The following is a 20,730-nucleotide window of genomic DNA, read 5'->3' on the forward strand; positions in this document are numbered from 1 at the left end:
TTGCCTCTTCTTCTTTTATGGTTGTACTGTTTCACCTTCCCAATCTAGGATTCCTCCAAGCAGATTGTAGGCGTTTTCTATACCTAACTCGTTCATGATCTGGCATGCTTTTGCGCTTCTCGCCCCAGAACGACAGTATACATAATAGTTTTTATTTTTATCCAATTCTTCTATTTCATAGATAAATGCCTGCCCTTTATTGATATCAATATTAAGAGCATTCTCAATGTAGCCGTCATTAAATTCGTCTTCAGTTCTTACATCAAGTATAACTGCATTTTCGTCAGCCTCTAACTGAGCAACCCAATCTTCTTGTGATAAATTCATAATAAAATGTGTTTTTGTAAAATTACGACGTTTCTATATATAAAAAACGTACCAAATGCGATTTCGATTATTATTCTCAGAAAACGTTTTAGAGAAAGTATTATAATCAGTGAATTACAAATTTAGTTACTATTTTTAAAAATTCAGCCTACAAAATCGATAGAAAATAGGATTTTTTCATTTTCATAAAATTAATCTTAAATCTAGTTTTCTGATAATTATTCCCATCCCAAACCCTTATCTTTGCAAATAATCATATATTTTAATTCTATTTTGATAAAAATATTCGCCACGAACTAGACTAATTCTTAAAAGTAAATTGGTGTGAATTAATGTAATTCGTGGCAAAAAAAACTATAAAATGCAGCATTCATTAAAAACCATATTTCCTAATTTCTCCAACGAGCTTATCGCTACAATTGAAGAAAACGGAAGCCTTCAGGATTTTGAAGCAGGAACCATTTTAATGCGTACCGGACAGTATATTAAAAATACCGTTTTGATTATTAAAGGTAAAATCAAAATCTATCGCGAAGGCGAAGACGGCGGAGAGTTCTTGATGTATTATTTACAACCAGGACAAGCTTGTGCCATCTCGATGATTTGTACCGCAAAAAGCGAAAAAAGCCAGATAATGGCAAAAGTTGTTGAAGATGTTACTGTGATGATGATTCCGCTGCAATTGATGGACAAGTGGATGATGGAACACCGATCTTGGTATGAATTTGTAATTGAAACCTACCGAAGTCGCTTTGAAGAAGTTCTCGAAGTGGTTGACAACATCGCCTTCCGTTCTATGGATGAAAGATTAGAGTTTTATTTAAAACGTCATTCTGATGCATGCGGCTGTTCTGAAGTGAATCTTTCGCACCAAGAAATCGCAACCGAATTGAATACTTCACGAGAAGTGGTTTCCAGATTACTCAAAAAAATGGAACAGCGCGGTCTAGTCAAACTCAACCGAAACCAAATTGAGTTATTAAACACGAACTTCACGAATTAACACGAAACTTTTTTAACACATAGAAACATAGCTTAACGAAATCTACAAAAGGCGTTTCACTTGCATTAACGCACATACCTATGTGTAAATGACTAGTCATTTATTATAATCTTTTTCAAACAACTAAAATCTATGTTTCTATGTGTTTAAAATTTATTATGTGCAGAAAAATTCGTGTACATTCGTGAAATTAGTGTTTAATAATCCTCTTCTGTGATAAATGTTACTGTAGGATTCTAATTTCCGAAGCAACTTTGCATTAAAATAAATGCAATGGAATATTTAGGATTTTTCGCTTCAATCGTAATTGGAATCACACTTGGCTTAATTGGCGGAGGCGGTTCTATTCTCACTATTCCTATTTTAGTTTATTTATTCAAAGTCAATCCCGATCAGGCAACTTCTTATTCCCTGTTTATTGTGGGATTAACAGCATTATTTGGAAGTTACAGCCATTACAAAATGGGAAATTTAAAACTGAAATCGGCTTTGTACTTTGCAGTTCCTTCCGTTATCTCGATTTTGATAATACGTGAAGTAATTTTTCCTCAAATTGCATCGACTTTGTTTTCTGTTGCTTCTTATACTGTTTCAAAAGATTTTCTGATTATGATCATCTTTTCCGTTTTAATGATTACGGCAGCAATTTCGATGATTAAAAAAAATCAGTCTGAAATAAAATCAGCAGAGACCAATTATTTGCAGCTTAGCTTAATTGGATTTTTAGTCGGAATCGTAACCGGTTTTCTTGGCGCTGGCGGCGGATTCTTAATTATTCCTGCCCTGCTTTTTTTCGCCAATCTTCCCATGAAACAAGCCGTTGGAACTTCATTATTGATTATTAGCATTAATTCTTCAATAGGTTTTGCGGGCGATTTATATATCGGAACACCAATAAATTATACTTTTTTATTAAGCGTTTCCGCAATGGCCTTAATCGGTATGCTTGTTGGAAGTCAGCTTTCTAAGAAAATAGACGGCACAAAATTAAAACCTCTTTTTGGATGGTTTGTCCTCGTAATGGGATTTTACATCATTGCCAAAGAAGTTTTATTTTAATAGAACTCACAAATTTTATTTAGTTTCACTTGTAGAGTAATCTTTGTCAAAGCCTAACACTTTGACAAAGATGAAACTAAAACCTTCAAATTGTTCCAAACTTATCTTTATAACGTTCCAACTCAATTTCGGTTCTCGAAAGCAGTTTTTCTAGCAACTGAATTTTATCTTCATAAAGCTCTTTTATAATCGAAGTATTATCGGCATTAATTAAAATACTGCCATTATTATTTCCTGTAATTTTATTGAAACTATTAAAGTATTTATCGTATTCAAAACTAATTATATCCTCAACGCTGACATCTAAAATCCTTCCTATTTCAACTAATTTTTCGTAACTCAAAGAAGTCTTTCCTTTTTCAATTTTACTGTAACCCGCCTGAGTTACACCTAATCTTTCTGCCATATATTCTTGAGTGTAATTTTTTAACTCTCTAATGTTTCTAATCTTGTTTTTAATTGTTGTGGCCATAATTTTATTCTGATTTGAGGTCATGTATAGCTAAAACAGCCAGCCGTTAATTTCTAACGACTTAACTATACTTATTTTTGGATATTCGTTAAGCTACTTCATAATGAACATACTATGAATTAGCATATTGTTATTTTTTTCTTTTTGATAATCAAACAACCATATATCAATGCTGCCATTATGAAAAAGCGTCATAACGGAAAATATTAAATACAAACATTTGTGATTCTTTTTTAAGCAGTTCTTTGTATACTGCGTTCAAACTGAAGATCTAAATAATAATCAATCTGCTTACCAATCAATCTACGATCTCTTGGTGCAATTTTAGTTTTTATTTCATTTTGGTAAATATCTTTAACAAAAACAAAATATACAAACTCTGCTTTAGTGTTAAAACTTACTGCCATAATAAACAGATAACATAAAATTGCAGGAATGCTATAATACATATCTATTAAATTAAAAAATAGCATGCAATAGTACGCCACGATATTTAAAGCAATAAAAGTGACATTTTTAAGAAAATATTTTTTCTTTTTTTTGAGCAGTCCAAGTTCCTTAATTTCGTCAAACTGATACTGCCAATTCTTAGATTTGTAACGAAATCTAACCTTGTCGGAAAAAATTGTTAAGGGCATAAATTTAGTAGGTAAAAATAGATTTAAGCTTTTAGTAAAAATCATTTCTAGAAATTCTTTAGGGGAAAAAATTCTTAGATACGCAATATTAAACATTAACTGCTTTTTTTTCTTACAATCTGACTTATAGAATATAACTCTTGGTTGTAATTAAATCTTTTGTAAAAATTGCCTTATGGTTTTATAATAAAATATTCTTCAATTAAAAAATCCGTTTATTCATAGAGAACAAACGGATTTATCTTTTTATTTTAAAATTTTTACTTTTTAAGAAGCTTTTCTAAATATTCTACTTTTTCTTTTTCAGCCTGCACTAATCGCTCGTAAAGCTCTACCACCTTATCCAAAGGATTAAAAGTCGCATACATTCCTTGATTAAAGCTATTTCCCTGACTTGAACTATTATCATAAAAGTTATTAAAGAAATTGAAAACAGATTCTTCTGAGAAATTTTCAATTGCTTCGATAGTAACACCAAGTGCTTTTGCTATTTCTGCTAACTTTTCACTATCAACCTTTTCACTCGATTCGATATTCGAAACAGTTTGCTGGCTTAAACCAATTGCCATTGCCAAAGCTTCTTGCTTCATTCCTTTAAGCTCTCTAATTCGGCTTATGTTTCTTCCTATATGTTTTGGTTTTGCTATTGTGCTCATAATTCAAAGATATTTAAAATTCTTGAATTTTTTTTGTTTTGCTAAAATACAGTCTTTTTTGGCTACAGTATAATTTCAAAACACCTAAATTCAAAAATTGCTTCGACCAAAAATATACTTTTCAAATTAATCTCTCATAAAAAGGTCAAAAGTATTAAGCAAATTAAACTTTTAATTCATGTATTTTATAGACCAAATTTTCAGTGATTGTTTTTGCAACATTCAATTCGAAGCATAGCAATTCCATCACTTCTAAATATTGCTCTTTTGCTTCTTTAAAAACAGGATGATTTATTGAAACTGTAGCCATTGCATCTTTAAGAGACAAAAAAGAATCTAATGCATACTTTATAGTAAAAGGAAGATTATCAGCAACACTAAAATCAGCTCCAAAATCAACCGCTTTTAATCCATTATAATGCATTTTTAAAGCAATCTTCTCAAAAGTAAAAATACCTACAGAATATAAATGCGAAAATATCTCTGTTTCACATTCCGTTCTCTTAGAAATAATTTTTATTGAGTCCCCAAATCCTTTATATAATGATAAAATTTGAGGACTCTCTTCAGACAATCCTTCACTAATAAAAGAAAATAATTTCTCTTTAAAAACCACCGCTTTATCATTTAAAGATCGGGTGATTTCACTTAATTTATTAATACTAATTGTAGCTTCTGGTAGACACTGAATATCTTCTAACAATAAATATCCTCCTTCATCCTCTTCCCCCATGTATATGCGAAAATTTTTGTCATTTTGTTTTGACAATAAACTAGTTAATTCACTTTTCGACTTTTCATCTAACTTTTGTGAATATGGAATTTCTATTTTCCAGCGCTTCCTAGTTTTCTTAAAATTTTCTTTTGAAATTAATTGCCAATAAGTCTCTTTTTTTTGTGGCAAATGTGCTATCAGAATTATTGGAACACTAAGATTCAACCAGTAATCATAATGAATATTCGACACATAATGAGACAATGATTTTTCTGAAGCATAGAAATTCCCTTGTCCACTTTTAATTTGTACAGCTAGGAATTTTCCAGTAGGCTCATCATTGACAACTTCTTCAATTATAGCATCTAGTCCCACATCAATTATAGGTTGTTCTCTGAAGATCCATCCAATTTTATCTGTAATAATACTATCAGCAGCAATAACTCCTAATCTTTCTGTTTTGTCGTATCTCATCCTTTTTTAAGCCAAATTAAATCTAACAATCAATGTTCACCATACCCTATATCATCCATTTTACCGCTAAAAACTCGATATTGAATAATAAAATAAATAATCACTAGAAACAAAGCTATAAAAAACCAGCTCAAACCAGCGTTTAATCCGTATTCGTGAGCGGCTGTGTTGTAAATCGTTAACGACGGATTCACTTTATTGGTTGAAGGCAGAACATTCGGAAAAATTGAAACTGCTGTCGAAGCAAATCCGCCAACTAAGAATAAAGTTGAAAAAATAAATCCGTGGCCGTCTTTTTTAAAGGAACGAACTTTGAATAATCCAGCAATTCCAACAAAAGTCATTAAAGGAAAAAACCAAAGAATCGGATTTTCAACAAAATTATGAAATGGTTTCGGTTCGATAAAATGCCAGATTCCCAAAGAGATAAATACCAAAACCAGCAAAACAAAATTCAATCTAAAAACTAAATTTTTCAATTTCGGATTCAGTGCCGAATTTGTTTTATAAATAATCCAGTTTGCCCCGTGAATTGTCAAAGCGACAACACTTACAACACCTAGAAAAAGCGTAAACCAGTCGATAATTCCCAATTCATTTGCCTGCGGACTAAAAGTCGGATTCCATAAAGGCAGAAAGAAATAATGCGCTTCTTGCGTTGAAACGCCGTTTTGAACCATTCCGAGATTGACACCACGAACGATATTTCCAAGAGCAATTCCGAAGAAAAGAGCCAAAAGCAAACTTGCGATTCCGAAAGCTTTATCCCAAATTGCTTCCCACATATGATTATGAATCTGTCCACGCATTTCAAGTCCGATGGCACGGAAAATCAGAAGCCATAAAATCATAATCAAAGGCAGATAAAATCCGCTGAAAGATGATGCATATAAAGTAGGAAAAGCAAAAAACAAAACTCCTCCAGCCGCAATAAGCCAAACTTCATTGGCATCCCAAAACGGACCAATTGCATTTGTAATTGCTTTTTTGTCTTTTTCTGTATCAGCAAAAAATAAATGAATAATTCCTGCACCAAAATCATAGCCGTCTAAAACCAGATAAACAGCCAGAATTCCCATTAAAACTACGTACCAAAAAAATTCCATACTTATATTTTTTCTGTTGAAAGTTCCACATGATGCGGCCCTTTATTGATAATTTTTCCAACCAAAAGCAAAAACAGCATTCCCAGCAAAAGGTATAAACCGATAAAACCCAACAATGTAAATAACGTATTTCCAGAAGAAACTGTTGGCGAAGCTCCAGCAGCTGTTCGCATTAAATTATAAACTAGCCAAGGTTGTCTTCCTAATTCTGCCGTGTACCAGCCTGTTGTATTGGCGATGTACGGAAATGGCATCATAAACATCAAAGACCATAAAAGCCATTTGGTTTCAAAAAGTTTCCCTCTTATTAATTGGAAAAGAGAAATTACCATCAATCCGATAAACACAGTCCCGAGTCCGACCATAATATGATAAGCATAATACAATCCCGAAATATTGGTCGGATGCAAGTCTTCTTCAAACTGATCTAAGCCTTGAATTTCCTGATCCCAATTTCCGTAAGTCAGGAAACTCAGAATATTTGGAACGGCAATTTTATTATCCAGTTTTTTGTCTTTTACGTCTGGCTGTCCGATTAAGACAATTTCAGAACCTTTCTTTTCGGTATGAAAAATCCCTTCCATTGCAGCAAAAGTCACAGGTTGATATTTCACCACATTTTTAGCAGCCAAATCTCCCGTTGGAACCGCCACAATAATGCTTGAAATCAATCCGAAGATTACTCCTGTTTTCAAGAACAATTTCCCGAAAGAAACATTCTTTTTGCTTAAAATATAGAAAGCTCCAATTCCGGCAACAACAAAAGAACTTGTCACCAATGAAGCGGCTTGATTGTGCAGATAAGAAGGCCAAAGCCAAGGATTTAAGAATAATGCTTGAAAGTTATTCAATACAAATTTTCCGTTTTCCAAGATTTCATACCCCACAGGGTTCTGCATCCAAGAATGTGTGGCAATGATTAAAAATCCGCTGGCCCAAGAACCTATCATAATTAATAATCCGGTTACAAAATGCCATTTATGCCCAAGAAGTTTTTCTCCAAATAAAAATAAACCAAGGAAAGAAGATTCGAGAAAGAAAGAAAACATTCCCTCCATTGCCAAGGTCTGACCGATGATTCCTCCTGTCAATTCGGAGAATTTTGCCCAGTTGGTTCCAAACTGAAACTCCATCGGAATTCCCGTCACAACGCCCATTGCAAAATTGAGGGCAAAGATTTTCATCCAAAAATGGGTGGCGTGATTGTATTGTTCGTCTTGAGTTTTTAGATATTTCCACTTGAAGTACACAATGATCAACGAAAGACCCATTGTAAGTTGCGGAAAAAGGTAATGAAAAGTAATCGTGAAGGCAAATTGCATTCGATCATAAAAGAGCATTTCTTCCATAATGGTAATTTGTTTATGAAGTTCCACAAATTTAACCATTAGAACCCGAATTAATGCCTTTAAAAAAAAGTTTATCTCCCGATATTTGTTAAACTTTTCAACAATTTAAAGAGTATTAATTACACTTACAATTTTCACAAAGTTTGTCATTTCGACGAAGGAGAAATCTTCGCAAGTAACTCCGCAACGAGAAGCCATTCTTTGTTGAGCTTCTTACGAAGATTTCTCCTTCGTCGAAATGACAAGATTGCGTATAATAATTTCTAAAAACAAAAACTATTATTTTTCCAAAATCCCTTTTTCTACACTTTCATTAATCAAACCTTCAGCATAATTCCATATCGATTTTGACCCCTCTTTAATAATGCTTTTCTTCTCGTAAACTTTATCATATTTCACTCCAAACTCTTTCCACGTCCCACCATTGTTAGAAGTGTTTTGCAACAAAGGCTCCAATCTGTCCATAGATCTTGCAAATTTGGCTTCGTTGGTTTCTCCTGCTTCAAATTCTTCCCAAATGGCAATTAATTCTTCGGCTTGCTTTTTTGGAAGCAAACCAAAAATTCTATTGGCTGCTAAACGTTCTTCATCTGTATTATCATGACTTTTTACGGTATCATAAATAAAAACGTCGCCAGCATCAATTTCGACAATGTCATGTATCAAAACCATTTTTACCACTTTCAAAACATCAATCGGTTCATTGGAATGTTCTGCCAAAACAATTGCCATCAAAGCCAAATGCCAGCTGTGTTCTGCATCATTCTCACATCTGTCGCTGTTGAATAATTTTGTCTTGCGCTGAATGTATTTTACCTTATCAATTTCTTTTATAAAAGCAATTTGATCCAATAAGTCCTTTGTGTTCATTTTCTTTTTTGTTTTAAAATGACATTCGTCATACGCAAAATTAAAGCTAAAAGCGTAATTGCTCAACTTAAAATTAATTTATCTCAGATCGCATGACAAAATCCATATTATTTTACACAAAAACCTAATTTCTGTAACATTAGTCACCTATTTTTTTAAAAAACAAGACTACCTTTGTCTTCCATTATTTTTATTACTGAATCATGAAAATAGAACAAATTTACACCGGATGCCTCGCTCAAGGTGCATATTATATCACTTCAAATGGCGAAGCGGCCATTATTGATCCGCTTAGAGAAATTCAACCTTATCTAGATCGTTTAGAACGTGACGGAGTAAAACTGAAGTATATTTTTGAAACACATTTCCACGCCGATTTCGTTTCAGGTCACGTTGATTTGAGCAAAGAAACTGGAGCGCCAATCGTTTATGGCCCAAATGCTTCCTGCGAATTTGACTGCATTTCTGCAAAAGACGGTCAGGAATTTAAAATCGGAAAAGTGACGATTAAAGTTTTACACACTCCTGGCCACACTATGGAAAGTACAACTTTTTTACTTATCGATGAAAACGGAAAAGATCATGCGATTTTCTCTGGAGACACTTTATTTATTGGTGATGTCGGACGCCCTGACTTAGCTCAAAAAGCAGCTGGAATGACACAAGATCAATTAGCTGGAATTTTATTTCATTCCTTAAGAAATAAAATCATGACGCTTGCTGATGATGTAATTGTATATCCTGCGCATGGAGCTGGAAGCGCTTGCGGAAAAAATATGAGCAAAGAAACTGTTTCGACTATTGGAAACCAAAAAGCAACCAATTATGCTTTGCGCACTAATATGACCGAAGAAGAGTTCATCAAAGAAGTAACAGACGGTTTATTGCCTCCTCCTGCCTATTTCAGCATGAACGTGGCTATGAATAAAGGTGGCTACGAAAGCTTTGAAACGGTTCTAAACAACGGAATGAGAGCCATAAACGTAAAAGATTTTGAAGCTGTAGCCGAAGAAACTGGCGCTTTAATTCTAGATACAAGAAGTGCTGCCGATTTCAGTAAAGGGTTTATTCCGCAATCTATCAACATCGGAATCAACGGTGATTTTGCTCCTTGGGTTGGAACTTTAATTGCCGATGTAAAACAGCCAATTATATTGGTTACCGCGGCGGGAATGGAAGAAGAAACAGTAACTCGTTTAAGCCGTGTAGGTTTTGATACCATTATTGGACATTTGGAAGGCGGTTTTGAAGCTTGGCAAAATGCAGGTTTCGAAATTGATACTGTTAACAGAATTACTGCTGAACAATTTGCAAATGAGTTTAAATTTGGTGAAGATAAAGTTGTAGATATTCGTAAAGAAACAGAATACGCAGCAGAACACATAGATGACGCTTACAGCAAACCTTTGGCTTATATCAATGATTGGGTAAAAGACATTAATCCAAATGAGCATTTTTATCTGCATTGCGCAGGGGGTTACAGAAGTATGATTGCATCCTCTATCCTTCAAGCAAGAGGTTTCAGAAATTTCTCTGAGGTTGAAGGTGGTTTTGGTGCAATTTCTAAAACCAATGTTCCAAAATCGGATTTTGTTTGTCAGAGCAAGGTTTTGAAAGCATAAATATAATTTTTACCATTAAGATATTAAGTTAATTAAGTTGGAATGCTTAATTTTCTTAACCTTCTTTTGAAAAGTTTCATTAAGTCAGATTTGCTTAATATTCTTAATCTCTTAATGGTAAAAAATAAAAAAACTAAATTTTAAAAGTAAATGAGTATACTTGAAATTATTAAAGAACCATGGCCTTGGTACGTAGCAGGCCCGCTGATTGGATTAACAGTTCCAATTTTATTAATTATAGGAAATAAATCTTTCGGGATTAGTTCTTCACTTCGCCATATTTGTGCGGCTTGTATTCCTGCAAATATTTCATTTTTTAAATACGACTGGAAAAAAGAAAGCTGGAATTTATTCTTTGTTCTTGGAATATTCTTCGGAGGTTTTATTGCTGCGCATTTTCTTTCGAATCCAAATCCGGTGGAAATTGCTCCTGAATTATCAGAGAAATTAGCCACTTACGGAATTACAGATCATAGTGGTTTGGTTCCTTCACAATTATTTTCTTGGGAAAGTTTATTAACGCTTCGCGGATTTATCATGATTGTCGTTGGCGGATTTTTAGTAGGTTTTGGAACTCGTTATGCGGGCGGATGCACAAGCGGACACGCGATTATGGGATTATCAAACTTACAATGGCCATCATTGGTTGCTACAATCTGTTTTATGATTGGAGGTTTTGTAATGGCACTTTTGATTTTACCTTATATTCTTTCACTTTAAAATTTCAAAAATGAGTTTAGAAAATAAAAATATAGACGGCGAAGGAATCAACGCAAGTCAGAAAAAAGAAACGGCATTAGGAAACTTAAAATATTTAATTGTTGGAATCTTTTTCGGAATTGTATTCGTAAAAGCTGAAATTATCAGCTGGTTTCGTATTCAGGAAATGTTCAATCTAGAGTCATTTCACATGTATGGCGTAATTGGATGCGCTGTCGTTGTTGGGCTAATATCAGTACAATTGATTAAAAAATTCAATATCAAAACTCTTGATGGCGAAAAAATCGAAATCCAACCAAAGACTTTTAACAAAGGACAAATCTACGGCGGATTGTTATTCGGTTTCGGATGGGCGATTACTGGAGCTTGTCCAGGTCCGCTTTTCGCTCAAATTGGTACAGGAGCAACCGTAATTGTAGTTACTTTGGTTAGCGCCATTGCTGGAACTTGGGTTTATGGTTTGCTTAAAGACAAACTGCCTCATTAATTCTTTATATATAGTAAACTAAAAAAATGAATTCTACAGAACAGTTAGTTTTAAGAAAAGCAGTTCTTTCTGAAATACCAGCAATTTGGGAAATACTGCAAGATGCCATCGAACAGAGACGATTAGACGGAAGCACGCAGTGGCAAGATGGATATCCGAACGAACTTTCTATTAAAAGCGATATCGAAAATGGTTACGGATATGTTTTTACAGAAGACGAATCGATTCTGGCTTATGCAGCGATTATTTTTGACAAAGAGCCTGCCTACGAAAATATCGAAGGCAAATGGCTTACCGATGACGATTATACTGTTGTGCATCGCGTAGCAGTTTCAAAATTGGCAAAAGGAAAAGGGATTGCAACAAAATTATTCCAAAGCATTGAAGGCTTATCTGTCGAAAATAAAATTTATAGTATAAAAGTAGACACAAACTTCGATAATACTCCGATGTTGAAAATTTTAGACAGACTAAAATATACATATTGCGGCGAAGTTTATTTTAGAGGCTCTGCAAGAAAAGCATTTGAAAAACGATTGATATAAATATAAAATCCGTAAAATTGATAACCCGACATTTTAAAAATCTGTCGGGTTATTTTTTTTGATCTAGCAAATCAAACTTGAAACCTGAAACCTGAAACTTTTTTCTTCATCAATTTTTAATTTCATTTCGTTAAGTTTGCTTTAAACAAAAAAAGTCCCATACATATATGAACCGCTCCACGCAATTAACCAAACTACAAAATACTGAAAATTGGGATGTAATAATAATTGGCGGAGGTGCAAGCGGTCTTGGGACGGCAGTTGACGCAGCAAGTCGCGGTTACAAAACCATTTTATTTGAAGCCGTAGATTTTGCAAAAGGAACTTCAAGCCGAAGCACCAAATTGGTTCATGGCGGTGTACGTTATTTGGCTCAAGGTGATGTGCATTTAGTTAGAGAAGCATTAAAAGAACGAGGCTTATTAGCACAAAACGCGGCTCATTTAGTCAAAAATCAATCGTTTATAATTCCAAACTATCATTTACTGACCGGTTATTTTTATACGATCGGATTAAAAATTTACGATTTATTATCAGGCTTTTTAAGTTTAGGAAGTTCCAAATATCTTTCAAAAAATAAAACTATTGAAATGCTTCCAAACGTCGAGGAAAAAGATTTGGTCAATGGCGTTATTTATCATGACGGTCAATTTGATGATTCTCGTCTAGCCATCAATCTTGCTCAAACCGCTGTAGAAAACGGAGCTTGTCTTTTAAATTATACAAAAGTTACCAATTTATTGAAAGACGACAAAAATCAAATTATTGGAGTTCAGGTTCAAGATCAAGAAAGCGGAATTAAATATGATATAAAAGGTTCTGTGGTAATAAATGCAACAGGAGTTTTTACAAACGCCATCATGAAATTAAATGATAAAGTTTATAAAAAATATATTGTCCCAAGTCAGGGAATTCATTTGGTTCTAGACAAATCTTTTCTTCCAGGCGAAAATGCTTTAATGATTCCGAAAACAAAAGACGGAAGAGTTTTATTTGCTGTTCCGTGGCATAACCGAATTGTAGTTGGAACAACTGATACTTTAATAAAGAAACAAAGTTTAGAACCTATCGCTTTAGAAAGCGAAATTCAGTTTGTTTTGGAAACTGCGCAAAGGTTCTTGGCAAAAAAGCCCGAAAGAAAAGATGTATTATCTGTTTTTGCAGGATTGCGTCCGTTGGCTGCGCCGAAAGAAGAAGGCAAAAGCACTAAAGAAGTTTCTAGAAGCCATAAAATTATAGTTTCAGAAACGGGTCTTATTACCATTACTGGAGGAAAATGGACAACATACAGAAAAATTGCGGAGGATATTATTGATAAAGCTATCAAAACTGGCAAATTAGAAAAGAAAGAATGCAGTACGGAACATCTTTCAATTCATGGAAATCAACCAACGAATTCTTTAGATAGGGAAAATCACCTATATATATATGGTACTGATATTCCAAAAATAATAGAATTACTGGAAAGCGAACCTGAGCTAAAAGAAAAGCTGCATCCTAATCACGAATTTACAATGGCAGAAGTTGTTTGGGCAGTTCGTTACGAAATGGCACGAACTGTAGACGATATTTTAGCCAGAAGAGTTCGTTTATTATTCTTAGATGCCAGAGCTGCAATTGAAGTTTCGGAGAAAACAGCAAGAGTAATTGCCAAAGAATTAGGACATGATGAAGCTTGGATAAACTCAGAAATTGCCAATTTTAAGCAAATTGCAAAAGGTTTTCTACTGTCTGAATTCCGATAAATCGGAAAAATAGCTGATTATGAGAATCTTTTAGCTTAAAGTTATCTTACAAAAAATCAATTGCTAAATATTTTAAAATTAAAAATCGTCTTGATATTAAAAAATCATTAATTAACAACATATCAATACGTTACACCAAAAATTATTTTAATTTTATTCTCTAAAAAAACATTCTTTTAGTTCTTGCAGAATGTGTATTTAAACATATTAACAAAAAATTAACACAACACTTGTATATACAACTATTAAAAGTTATACATTTGTATATACAAATTATACACTTACGACTATGACAATTGAAGAGGTTATTAAGAGTACGGTTAAGATGGATAATGCGAAAAAAGTTATTCTGAATATCATGTACACGCAAAATGTGATTCAGGATCATTTCAACGAGTTGATCAAACCGTATGATTTATCTGGAGAACAGTACAATGTGTTGCGTATATTAAGAGGACAAAAAGGAAAGCCTGCTAATATGTGCGTGATACAAGAGCGAATGCTTGCTAAAACAAGCAACACAACACGTTTGGTAGACAAATTATTATTGAAAGATTTTGTTACACGGAATGTCTGTCCGAATAATCGAAGAAAAATTGAAGTTTCGATTACACAAAAAGGATTAGACGTTTTAAAAGAATTAGATCCGAAAGTAGATGAACACGAACAAACGTTTGCAAACAATTTAAAACCAGAAGAATTAGTTTTCTTAAACCAACTATTAGAAAAATATAGAACCAACAAATAAAATAATAAAAACTATGAGCAATTTTTTAGCAAATCAAAATTGGCGATACGCAACTAAACAGTTTGATGCATCAAAAAAGATATCAGATGCTGATTTCAATACACTAAAAGAAGCAGTTAGATTAAGTGCTTCTTCATACGGATTACAACCTTATAAAGTAGTTATTGTTGAAAATCCAGAATTAAGAGAAAAATTAAAAGGTGCAGCTTGGGGACAAACTCAAATTACAGACGCTTCTCACCTATTCATTTTTGCAAACGACTTAAGCCTTGATGCAGGTTCTGTTGACAAATATATCAGCAACATCAGCGAAGTAAGAGGTGTTCCAGTTGATGCTTTAGGCGGATTCAGCGATATGATGAAAAATGTAATTTCAAACTTATCTGAAGATGCAAAACACATATGGACTGCAAAACAGACTTACTTAGCTTTAGGAAACTTATTAAATGCAGCGGCTGAATTAAAAATTGACGCAACACCAATGGAAGGTTTCAATGCTGCTCAATTTAATGAAATTTTAGGTTTCGATAAATTAGGTTTAAACGCTTCAGTTATTGCAACTGTTGGTTACAGACATGATGACGACAAATCTCAACACCAGAAAAAAGTTAGAAAATCACACGAGGAATTATTTATCACACTATAATTATTTATTAATCAAATTCAAATTTAATTTTAAAAACATGAAAAATTTAAAAACTATTGCAATAGCATTATTCGTAGCAGCAGCTGGAATCTCAGTAAACGCTCAAACTAAAAAAATCGACGTAAAAGCTTCTACTATTAAATGGGTAGGTAAAAAAGTAACTGGAGAGCACTCAGGAACTGTAAACTTCAAAGAAGGAGCTGTTATTTTCAAAGGAAAAAAATTAGCTGGTGGTAACTTTACAGTTGACATGACTTCATTAACTTCTACAGATTTAACTGGAGAATACCAAGGTAAATTAAACGGTCACTTAAAAGCTGACGATTTCTTTGGAACTGAAAAATTCCCTACTTCAAAATTAGTTTTCAAAACTATCGGAGCTAAATCTACTGACGTTTACACTGTAACTGCAGATTTAACTATTAAAGGAATCACTAAACCAGTAACTTTTGATATTACTGTAAAAGGAAACACTGCTACAACTGCTTTCAAAGTTGACAGAACTAAATACGATATTAAATACGGTTCAGGTAGTTTCTTCGAAGGTTTAGGAGATAAAACTATCAACGACGAATTTGAATTGGCTGTAGCTTTAAAATTCTAATATTTCAAGCCTTACTAGTTCAGAAATACAATAAACCCCAGCAGTTTTTACTGTTGGGGTTTATTTTTTTTAAACTTTTCAAAAACTTAACGTTCTTAATAATATAGTAACTCTTTCGTAATAAGTATCAGGACTTTGATTAACATACGGCTTCTATTTTTGGGACAATTAAAAAAATCAAAAACTAGAAATTAAAATCATAGTTATGAAAACAAAATTACATATTGCATGCATAACCTTCATTATCAGCTTTTTTGCACAGGCTCAGCAACAGCCAAAAGGAATCATTGGTTCTTCAAACTGGATGACTAACTGGACAAACTTTAAGCCTGCTGCAAATGACTACGGTGAAGCTACTAATATAATTGCAGGAACAATTGACAAAGACACTCGATTAGTAAAACGTAATATTTATCATTTAGTTGGTGTTGTGTATGTTACCAATAATGCAACTCTAACGATCGAGCCAGGAACGGTTATAAGAGGTGATGATAAAACCTGTGGAACTCTTGTAATTACAAACGGATCAAAAATTGTAGCTGAAGGACTAGAAACTGATCCAATTGTTTTTACATCTGAAAATGAAATAAATAACAGAAAACCTGGCGACTGGGGCGGAATTATTATTTTAGGAAAAGCTCCTATAAACTCTCTAGGAGGAATTCACACTTTACCTTTTGATTTAGATCCGACTTTAAATCATTATGGAGGCCAAGATCCAGAAGATAATTCAGGAATCATGAAATATGTGAGAATCGAATATGCTGGTAGAAAATTAAGTGCATCGAAAGAATTAAACGGTCTTTCTCTTGCTGGTGTTGGAAGAAAAACAACGGTTAGCCACGTTCAAATCAGTTATTCAAATGATGATTCTTTTGAATGTTATGGTGGAGATTTGAATCTGAACAATTTAGTTTCGTATAGAACAACTGATGATGATTTTGATTTTACGCAAGGTGCTCAAATTAATATCTCTAACAGTATTGCAATTCGTCATCCGTTTTCTTCAGATATTTCAGGTTCAAGATGTTTTGAGGTAGATTCTTATGAAAAAGTTGGCACAACAGATATGACCAAAAAAATGACCAAAATAAATGCAAGCAACATCACATTGGTTAACTTAGAAGAAAACAATCAAGGTTTGGTTAGAGAATCTGCTTACATTAAAGAAAATACCTTTTTCAATTTAACTAATAGTGTCGTTTCTGGGTTTGCTCCTTTTATTTTATTGGAAGGAAATATCGGAAACGGTGAAGCCAATCTATCAAAAATTACTCTTAAAAACGTTGTGGCAAATAATTGCCAAGGTGAAATTGAAAGCGAATCTGGAAGCAATATTCCAGGTATAAAAAGCTATTATGGAAACCCAGCTTATGGCATAGAATATACAAAAATGAAACTTAATGAGTTATTTGCAATACCAAATATCAAAGGGAATCCAGATTTTAGATTAAACGTAAACAATACGATAGCAAGTGGAAACTAAGGAGTTATAGAAGCATTCGGAATCAAAATTTAACAAATTTTACAAATTCGAAAAGTTTTTTTTCAAATTTTATATACTCTAATTAAAATTACATTTATATCTTTGTCACATCAAAATAAAGAAATGAGAACAATTTTAAACAATACTTGGTGGTGGAGCAATTTACGTCAGACGTCGTGAACGAAGCTTCCTATGGTATTGTAAGAAATATAAAAATATAAAGGGCTTGTCATCACGACAAGCCCTTTTTTTTGATCAAAACCGAAATATAAATTAACAACACATAAAAACTATATATTTTGAAACCTTTTATTCTTAATACACATTACAAACAAATTCTGGCAGATACGGTTACGCCAGTAAGCATTTATTTCAAAATAAGAGATAAATTCCCAAACAGTTTATTATTGGAAAGTAGTGATTATCACGGAAATGACAATAGTTTCTCTTACATCTGCTGCAATCCGATTGCTACTATAAAAATCGAAAATGAAGTTATCTCTAAAACTTTTCCTGATGGAACTTCAGAAAGAATCGCTATTGATGGTTCTACTAATATTCCTCAGGTAATTCAGGAATTTTCAAGTCAGTTTCAATCAGAGAAAAACGATTTTAAATTCATTAATAACGGTTTATTCGGATATATCTCTTACGATGCAGTTCGCTATTTTGAGAAAGTTTCAATTGCAAAAAAAGACAATGCCACTTCAATTCCCGATGTTTTTTATGCTGTTTATCAAAATATTATTGCAATCAATCACTTCAAAAATGAAGCATACATTTTCTGCCATAGCGTAGATAACAAAAATAATATTGCAGAAATCGAGCAATTGTTACAATCAAGAAATATTGCTTCTTATAAATTCTCTAAAGAAGGGGAAGGTTTCTCTAACTTAACAGACGAAGAATTTAAAGCAAATGTAGCTTTAGCTAAAAAACACTGCTACCGCGGAGATGTTTTTCAATTAGTTCTTTCTCGTCGATTTACTCAAGGTTTTAAAGGAGACGAATTTAACGTATACAGAGCTTTAAGAAGCATCAACCCTTCTCCATATTTATTCTTTTTTGATTATGGCGATTTCAAAATATTTGGTTCTTCTCCAGAAGCACAAATTATCGTAAAAAATAGAAAAGCTGAAATTCATCCAATTGCCGGAACTTTCAAGAGAACTGGAAACGATGAGCGTGATGCACTTTTAGCAAAAGAACTTTCTGAAGATAAAAAAGAAAATAGCGAACACGTTATGCTAGTCGATTTGGCAAGAAATGATTTAAGCCGAAACGGACATGATGTAAATGTAGAAAAATACAGAGAAGTTCAGTTTTTCTCGCATGTAATTCACCTAGTTTCTAAAGTTACAGGACATTTACACGATAAAGCGACAACTATGCAAGTCGTGGCGGATACTTTTCCTGCAGGAACTTTAAGCGGTGCTCCAAAACACAGAGCCATGCAGTTAATTGAAGAATGTGAAAAAACAAACCGTAATTTCTACGGAGGCGCAATCGGGGTTATGGACTTTGACGGAAACTTTAATCACGCGATTATGATTCGAACGTTTCTTTCTAAAAACCATCAATTGCACTGTCAAGCAGGAGCTGGAATCGTAGCAAGTTCTGATGAAGAAAGCGAAATGCAAGAAGTTTACAATAAATTAAGAGCATTGAATACAGCCTTGGAAATGGCAGAAAACATTTAGTTTCAAGTTTTTTTAGTTTCAGGTTTCAAGTTATTGGAACGTGAAACTTAAAACCTGAAACCTGAAATTTTAAACAATTAAAAAACAAACTATAAAAACCACAAACTATGAAAAAAGCAGTATCAATTTTAGTTTTAATCATTACCCTTAGTTCTTGCAATTCAGAAAAAAAACAAAACCCGATTGAAGGAACCTGGCGTCTTATATCAGCTGAAACCACTGAGAAAGATTCAACTTTTTCAACTTTCAATTCAAAAACAAAAATGATTAAAATTATTAACGATACACATTTTGCTTTTTTTAATCATGATTTAAAGCACGGAAAAGATTCAACAGCAGCATTATTCTTTGGCGGAGGCGGAAAATATACTTTAAAAGACAGTGTTTACACAGAACATTTAGAGTTTTTCAACAACCGTGATTGGGAAGACAACAAATTTGAATTTGTGGTGAAAGTTCAAAACGACACCTTAATTCAAAAGGGAATAGAAAAAGTAGAAAAATTAGGCGTAGATCGTGTTATCGTAGAAAAATACGTTCGAGAGAAATAAAAAATTTAGTTGCCAGTCTCAGTCACAGTTTTCAGCAAAAAAACTTAGTAACTCAGAACCTTAGCAACTTAGAACCTTAAAAAAAATGAAAAAGATTTTAGTTATAGACAATTACGATAGTTTCACTTACAATTTAGTGCACTATTTAGAAGATTTAGATTGCGAAGTTACTGTTTACAGAAATGACGAATTTGATATTGAAGAAATTGCTGGTTTCGAGAAAATATTACTTTCTCCAGGACCTGGAATTCCAGATGAAGCAGGTTTGCTAAAAGCAGTAATCGAAAAATACAGTCCAACAAAAAGTATTCTTGGAGTTTGTTTAGGACAGCAGGCAATTGGAGAAGTTTTTGGCGGAACGCTTTCTAACCTTGACAAAGTGTATCACGGCGTTGCAACAAATGTAAAGACTTTAGTAGACGACGAAATTTTATTTGAAGGTTTAGGAAATGAATTCGAAGTTGGAAGATACCATTCTTGGGTTGTAGACAGTAATTTGCCAGAAGATTTAGAAGCCACTTCGGTAGACGAAAACGGACAAATCATGTCTTTACGTCACAAAAATTATGATGTAAGAGGTGTTCAGTTTCATCCAGAAAGCGTTTTGACACCAAATGGGAAAAGGATTTTAGAGAATTGGATTAAGAGTTAGTGATCAGTTTTCAGAGTTTTAGTGTTCAGTCGCAGAAAACCTGAAACATTAAACTTGAAACAAAAAACATAATATCTCAGAACCTTAGCAACTTGAAGCCATAAAAAATGGAAATAACAATTTTAGAAACAAGAGATATCAACATTGATGATATTTTAGTTTTGTACAAAGCAAATGGATGGAGTTCAGCTAGTAAACCAAACGAATTGTACAACGGATTATTAAATTCAGAAACATTAGTAACGGCTTGGGAAGGCAAAAAACTTGTTGGACTTGGGAATGCAATTTCTGATGGATTCTTAACAGTTTATTATCCGCATTTACTAGTACTTCCTGAATATCAAGGAAAAGGAATTGGAAAATTGATTTTGGATAAAATGCAAGAAAAATACAGCAACTTTCACATGCAAATGTTAACGGCAGATGGGAAATCGGTTGATTTTTATAAAAAAAATGGTTTCGAAAGAGCTGGAAAAACAGAACCCATGTGGATTTATCAAGGGAATGAACATTAATAAAAGTATTCAGTCTCAGTCACAGTAAAAAACTTAGAAT

The 20,730-nt window shown here is 33.3% G+C and carries 23 protein-coding genes; 15 read left to right on the forward strand and 8 right to left on the reverse strand.

Translation table 11 applies throughout. The annotated features are described in order from the left end of the window. Positions 1-15 precede the first annotated feature (15 nt). On the reverse strand, positions 16-327 hold the full coding sequence (locus tag PQ463_RS12115) for a rhodanese-like domain-containing protein (RefSeq protein ID WP_095929060.1): 312 nt from the start codon (positions 325-327) through the stop codon (positions 16-18). Positions 328-688: 361 nt separating this feature from the next. Between PQ463_RS12115 and PQ463_RS12120 the strand changes: the two genes are divergently transcribed. Both PQ463_RS12120 and PQ463_RS12125 read left to right on the forward strand, forming a co-directional pair. Next, positions 689-1,330 carry a Crp/Fnr family transcriptional regulator gene (locus PQ463_RS12120; RefSeq protein ID WP_274253936.1) on the forward strand — a complete coding sequence of 214 codons (642 nt, stop codon included), beginning with the start codon at positions 689-691 and terminating at the stop codon, positions 1,328-1,330. 273 nt (positions 1,331-1,603) lie between these two features. Further along, the gene (locus PQ463_RS12125; RefSeq protein ID WP_274253937.1) at positions 1,604-2,389 is read left to right on the forward strand and encodes a sulfite exporter TauE/SafE family protein; all 786 of its coding nucleotides are present in this window, start codon (positions 1,604-1,606) and stop codon (positions 2,387-2,389) included. Positions 2,390-2,474: 85 nt separating this feature from the next. Here PQ463_RS12125 and PQ463_RS12130 read toward each other — a convergent pair whose 3' ends face one another. From PQ463_RS12130 to PQ463_RS12160, 7 genes are all read right to left on the reverse strand, one after another. After that, the gene (locus PQ463_RS12130; RefSeq protein WP_274253938.1) at positions 2,475-2,861 is read right to left on the reverse strand and encodes a helix-turn-helix transcriptional regulator; all 387 of its coding nucleotides are present in this window, start codon (positions 2,859-2,861) and stop codon (positions 2,475-2,477) included. Positions 2,862-3,094: 233 nt separating this feature from the next. Beyond that, the gene (locus PQ463_RS12135; protein WP_274253939.1) at positions 3,095-3,595 is read right to left on the reverse strand and encodes a hypothetical protein; all 501 of its coding nucleotides are present in this window, start codon (positions 3,593-3,595) and stop codon (positions 3,095-3,097) included. Between the two features lie 164 nt (positions 3,596-3,759). Beyond that, the gene (locus tag PQ463_RS12140) at positions 3,760-4,155 is read right to left on the reverse strand and encodes a helix-turn-helix domain-containing protein (RefSeq protein WP_274253940.1); all 396 of its coding nucleotides are present in this window, start codon (positions 4,153-4,155) and stop codon (positions 3,760-3,762) included. Between the two features lie 163 nt (positions 4,156-4,318). Further along, the gene (locus tag PQ463_RS12145) at positions 4,319-5,344 is read right to left on the reverse strand and encodes a DUF4365 domain-containing protein (protein ID WP_274253941.1); all 1,026 of its coding nucleotides are present in this window, start codon (positions 5,342-5,344) and stop codon (positions 4,319-4,321) included. Positions 5,345-5,373: 29 nt separating this feature from the next. Then, positions 5,374-6,450, reverse strand: a complete 1,077-nt coding sequence (gene cydB, locus PQ463_RS12150; protein ID WP_274253942.1) for a cytochrome d ubiquinol oxidase subunit II — start codon at positions 6,448-6,450, stop codon at positions 5,374-5,376. 2 nt (positions 6,451-6,452) lie between these two features. After that, positions 6,453-7,799, reverse strand: a complete 1,347-nt coding sequence (locus tag PQ463_RS12155; protein WP_202006383.1) for a cytochrome ubiquinol oxidase subunit I — start codon at positions 7,797-7,799, stop codon at positions 6,453-6,455. A gap of 279 nt (positions 7,800-8,078) precedes the next feature. Continuing rightward, positions 8,079-8,669, reverse strand: coding sequence for an HD domain-containing protein (locus PQ463_RS12160; RefSeq protein ID WP_274253943.1), 591 nt, complete (start codon positions 8,667-8,669; stop codon positions 8,079-8,081). Positions 8,670-8,872: 203 nt separating this feature from the next. Here PQ463_RS12160 and PQ463_RS12165 point away from each other — a divergent pair, with 203 nt between their 5' ends. The 13 genes from PQ463_RS12165 to PQ463_RS12225 all read left to right on the forward strand — a co-directional run bounded on the left by PQ463_RS12165 (position 8,873) and on the right by PQ463_RS12225 (position 20,690). Then, positions 8,873-10,291: an MBL fold metallo-hydrolase gene (locus PQ463_RS12165; RefSeq protein ID WP_274253944.1), complete on the forward strand. Its 1,419-nt coding sequence runs from the start codon at positions 8,873-8,875 to the stop codon at positions 10,289-10,291. Positions 10,292-10,447: 156 nt separating this feature from the next. After that, on the forward strand, positions 10,448-11,011 hold the full coding sequence (locus tag PQ463_RS12170; protein ID WP_250837179.1) for a YeeE/YedE family protein: 564 nt from the start codon (positions 10,448-10,450) through the stop codon (positions 11,009-11,011). A 10-nt stretch (positions 11,012-11,021) separates the two neighbouring features. After that, the gene (locus tag PQ463_RS12175) at positions 11,022-11,498 is read left to right on the forward strand and encodes a DUF6691 family protein (RefSeq protein WP_274253945.1); all 477 of its coding nucleotides are present in this window, start codon (positions 11,022-11,024) and stop codon (positions 11,496-11,498) included. A gap of 26 nt (positions 11,499-11,524) precedes the next feature. Beyond that, complete coding sequence (locus tag PQ463_RS12180; RefSeq protein WP_274253946.1) at positions 11,525-12,043, forward strand: GNAT family N-acetyltransferase; 519 nt, start codon at positions 11,525-11,527, stop codon at positions 12,041-12,043. A gap of 167 nt (positions 12,044-12,210) precedes the next feature. Continuing rightward, a complete protein-coding gene (locus tag PQ463_RS12185; RefSeq protein ID WP_274253947.1) occupies positions 12,211-13,788 on the forward strand; it encodes a glycerol-3-phosphate dehydrogenase/oxidase in 1,578 nt (525 codons plus the stop codon). A 289-nt stretch (positions 13,789-14,077) separates the two neighbouring features. Further along, positions 14,078-14,536 (forward strand): MarR family winged helix-turn-helix transcriptional regulator, encoded by a 459-nt coding sequence (locus PQ463_RS12190; protein WP_111378263.1) that lies wholly within the window; start codon positions 14,078-14,080, stop codon positions 14,534-14,536. A gap of 13 nt (positions 14,537-14,549) precedes the next feature. Next, positions 14,550-15,182, forward strand: coding sequence for an NAD(P)H-dependent oxidoreductase (locus PQ463_RS12195; RefSeq protein WP_111378264.1), 633 nt, complete (start codon positions 14,550-14,552; stop codon positions 15,180-15,182). Between the two features lie 37 nt (positions 15,183-15,219). Next, on the forward strand, positions 15,220-15,786 hold the full coding sequence (locus PQ463_RS12200) for a YceI family protein (RefSeq protein ID WP_274253949.1): 567 nt from the start codon (positions 15,220-15,222) through the stop codon (positions 15,784-15,786). 205 nt (positions 15,787-15,991) lie between these two features. Then, positions 15,992-17,272, forward strand: a complete 1,281-nt coding sequence (locus tag PQ463_RS12205; RefSeq protein ID WP_274253950.1) for a beta-helix domain-containing protein — start codon at positions 15,992-15,994, stop codon at positions 17,270-17,272. A gap of 299 nt (positions 17,273-17,571) precedes the next feature. Then, positions 17,572-18,972 carry an anthranilate synthase component I family protein gene (locus PQ463_RS12210; protein ID WP_274253951.1) on the forward strand — a complete coding sequence of 467 codons (1,401 nt, stop codon included), beginning with the start codon at positions 17,572-17,574 and terminating at the stop codon, positions 18,970-18,972. A 107-nt stretch (positions 18,973-19,079) separates the two neighbouring features. Continuing rightward, complete coding sequence (locus PQ463_RS12215) at positions 19,080-19,523, forward strand: hypothetical protein (RefSeq protein WP_274253952.1); 444 nt, start codon at positions 19,080-19,082, stop codon at positions 19,521-19,523. An 85-nt stretch (positions 19,524-19,608) separates the two neighbouring features. Continuing rightward, on the forward strand, positions 19,609-20,175 hold the full coding sequence (locus PQ463_RS12220; protein WP_274253953.1) for an anthranilate synthase component II: 567 nt from the start codon (positions 19,609-19,611) through the stop codon (positions 20,173-20,175). A 107-nt stretch (positions 20,176-20,282) separates the two neighbouring features. Continuing rightward, positions 20,283-20,690: a GNAT family N-acetyltransferase gene (locus tag PQ463_RS12225; protein WP_274253954.1), complete on the forward strand. Its 408-nt coding sequence runs from the start codon at positions 20,283-20,285 to the stop codon at positions 20,688-20,690. Positions 20,691-20,730: the final 40 nt, after the last annotated feature.

This window comes from Flavobacterium sp. KACC 22763 (assembly GCF_028736155.1).
Taxonomy (GTDB): domain Bacteria; phylum Bacteroidota; class Bacteroidia; order Flavobacteriales; family Flavobacteriaceae; genus Flavobacterium.

Bases quoted from the DNA above. Each gene is read 5' to 3' on its own strand.
- PQ463_RS12115 (WP_095929060.1), bottom strand. From the start codon at position 327: ATGAATTTATCACAAGAAGATTGGGTTGCTCAGTTAGAGGCTGACGAA.
- PQ463_RS12120 (WP_274253936.1), top strand. From the start codon at position 689: ATGCAGCATTCATTAAAAACCATATTTCCTAATTTCTCCAACGAGCTT.
- PQ463_RS12125 (WP_274253937.1), top strand. From the start codon at position 1,604: ATGGAATATTTAGGATTTTTCGCTTCAATCGTAATTGGAATCACACTT.
- PQ463_RS12130 (WP_274253938.1), bottom strand. From the start codon at position 2,861: ATGGCCACAACAATTAAAAACAAGATTAGAAACATTAGAGAGTTAAAA.
- PQ463_RS12135 (WP_274253939.1), bottom strand. From the start codon at position 3,595: ATGTTTAATATTGCGTATCTAAGAATTTTTTCCCCTAAAGAATTTCTA.
- PQ463_RS12140 (WP_274253940.1), bottom strand. From the start codon at position 4,155: ATGAGCACAATAGCAAAACCAAAACATATAGGAAGAAACATAAGCCGA.
- PQ463_RS12145 (WP_274253941.1), bottom strand. From the start codon at position 5,344: ATGAGATACGACAAAACAGAAAGATTAGGAGTTATTGCTGCTGATAGT.
- cydB (WP_274253942.1), bottom strand. From the start codon at position 6,450: ATGGAATTTTTTTGGTACGTAGTTTTAATGGGAATTCTGGCTGTTTAT.
- PQ463_RS12155 (WP_202006383.1), bottom strand. From the start codon at position 7,799: ATGGAAGAAATGCTCTTTTATGATCGAATGCAATTTGCCTTCACGATT.
- PQ463_RS12160 (WP_274253943.1), bottom strand. From the start codon at position 8,669: ATGAACACAAAGGACTTATTGGATCAAATTGCTTTTATAAAAGAAATT.
- PQ463_RS12165 (WP_274253944.1), top strand. From the start codon at position 8,873: ATGAAAATAGAACAAATTTACACCGGATGCCTCGCTCAAGGTGCATAT.
- PQ463_RS12175 (WP_274253945.1), top strand. From the start codon at position 11,022: ATGAGTTTAGAAAATAAAAATATAGACGGCGAAGGAATCAACGCAAGT.
- PQ463_RS12180 (WP_274253946.1), top strand. From the start codon at position 11,525: ATGAATTCTACAGAACAGTTAGTTTTAAGAAAAGCAGTTCTTTCTGAA.
- PQ463_RS12185 (WP_274253947.1), top strand. From the start codon at position 12,211: ATGAACCGCTCCACGCAATTAACCAAACTACAAAATACTGAAAATTGG.
- PQ463_RS12190 (WP_111378263.1), top strand. From the start codon at position 14,078: ATGACAATTGAAGAGGTTATTAAGAGTACGGTTAAGATGGATAATGCG.
- PQ463_RS12195 (WP_111378264.1), top strand. From the start codon at position 14,550: ATGAGCAATTTTTTAGCAAATCAAAATTGGCGATACGCAACTAAACAG.
- PQ463_RS12200 (WP_274253949.1), top strand. From the start codon at position 15,220: ATGAAAAATTTAAAAACTATTGCAATAGCATTATTCGTAGCAGCAGCT.
- PQ463_RS12205 (WP_274253950.1), top strand. From the start codon at position 15,992: ATGAAAACAAAATTACATATTGCATGCATAACCTTCATTATCAGCTTT.
- PQ463_RS12215 (WP_274253952.1), top strand. From the start codon at position 19,080: ATGAAAAAAGCAGTATCAATTTTAGTTTTAATCATTACCCTTAGTTCT.
- PQ463_RS12220 (WP_274253953.1), top strand. From the start codon at position 19,609: ATGAAAAAGATTTTAGTTATAGACAATTACGATAGTTTCACTTACAAT.
- PQ463_RS12225 (WP_274253954.1), top strand. From the start codon at position 20,283: ATGGAAATAACAATTTTAGAAACAAGAGATATCAACATTGATGATATT.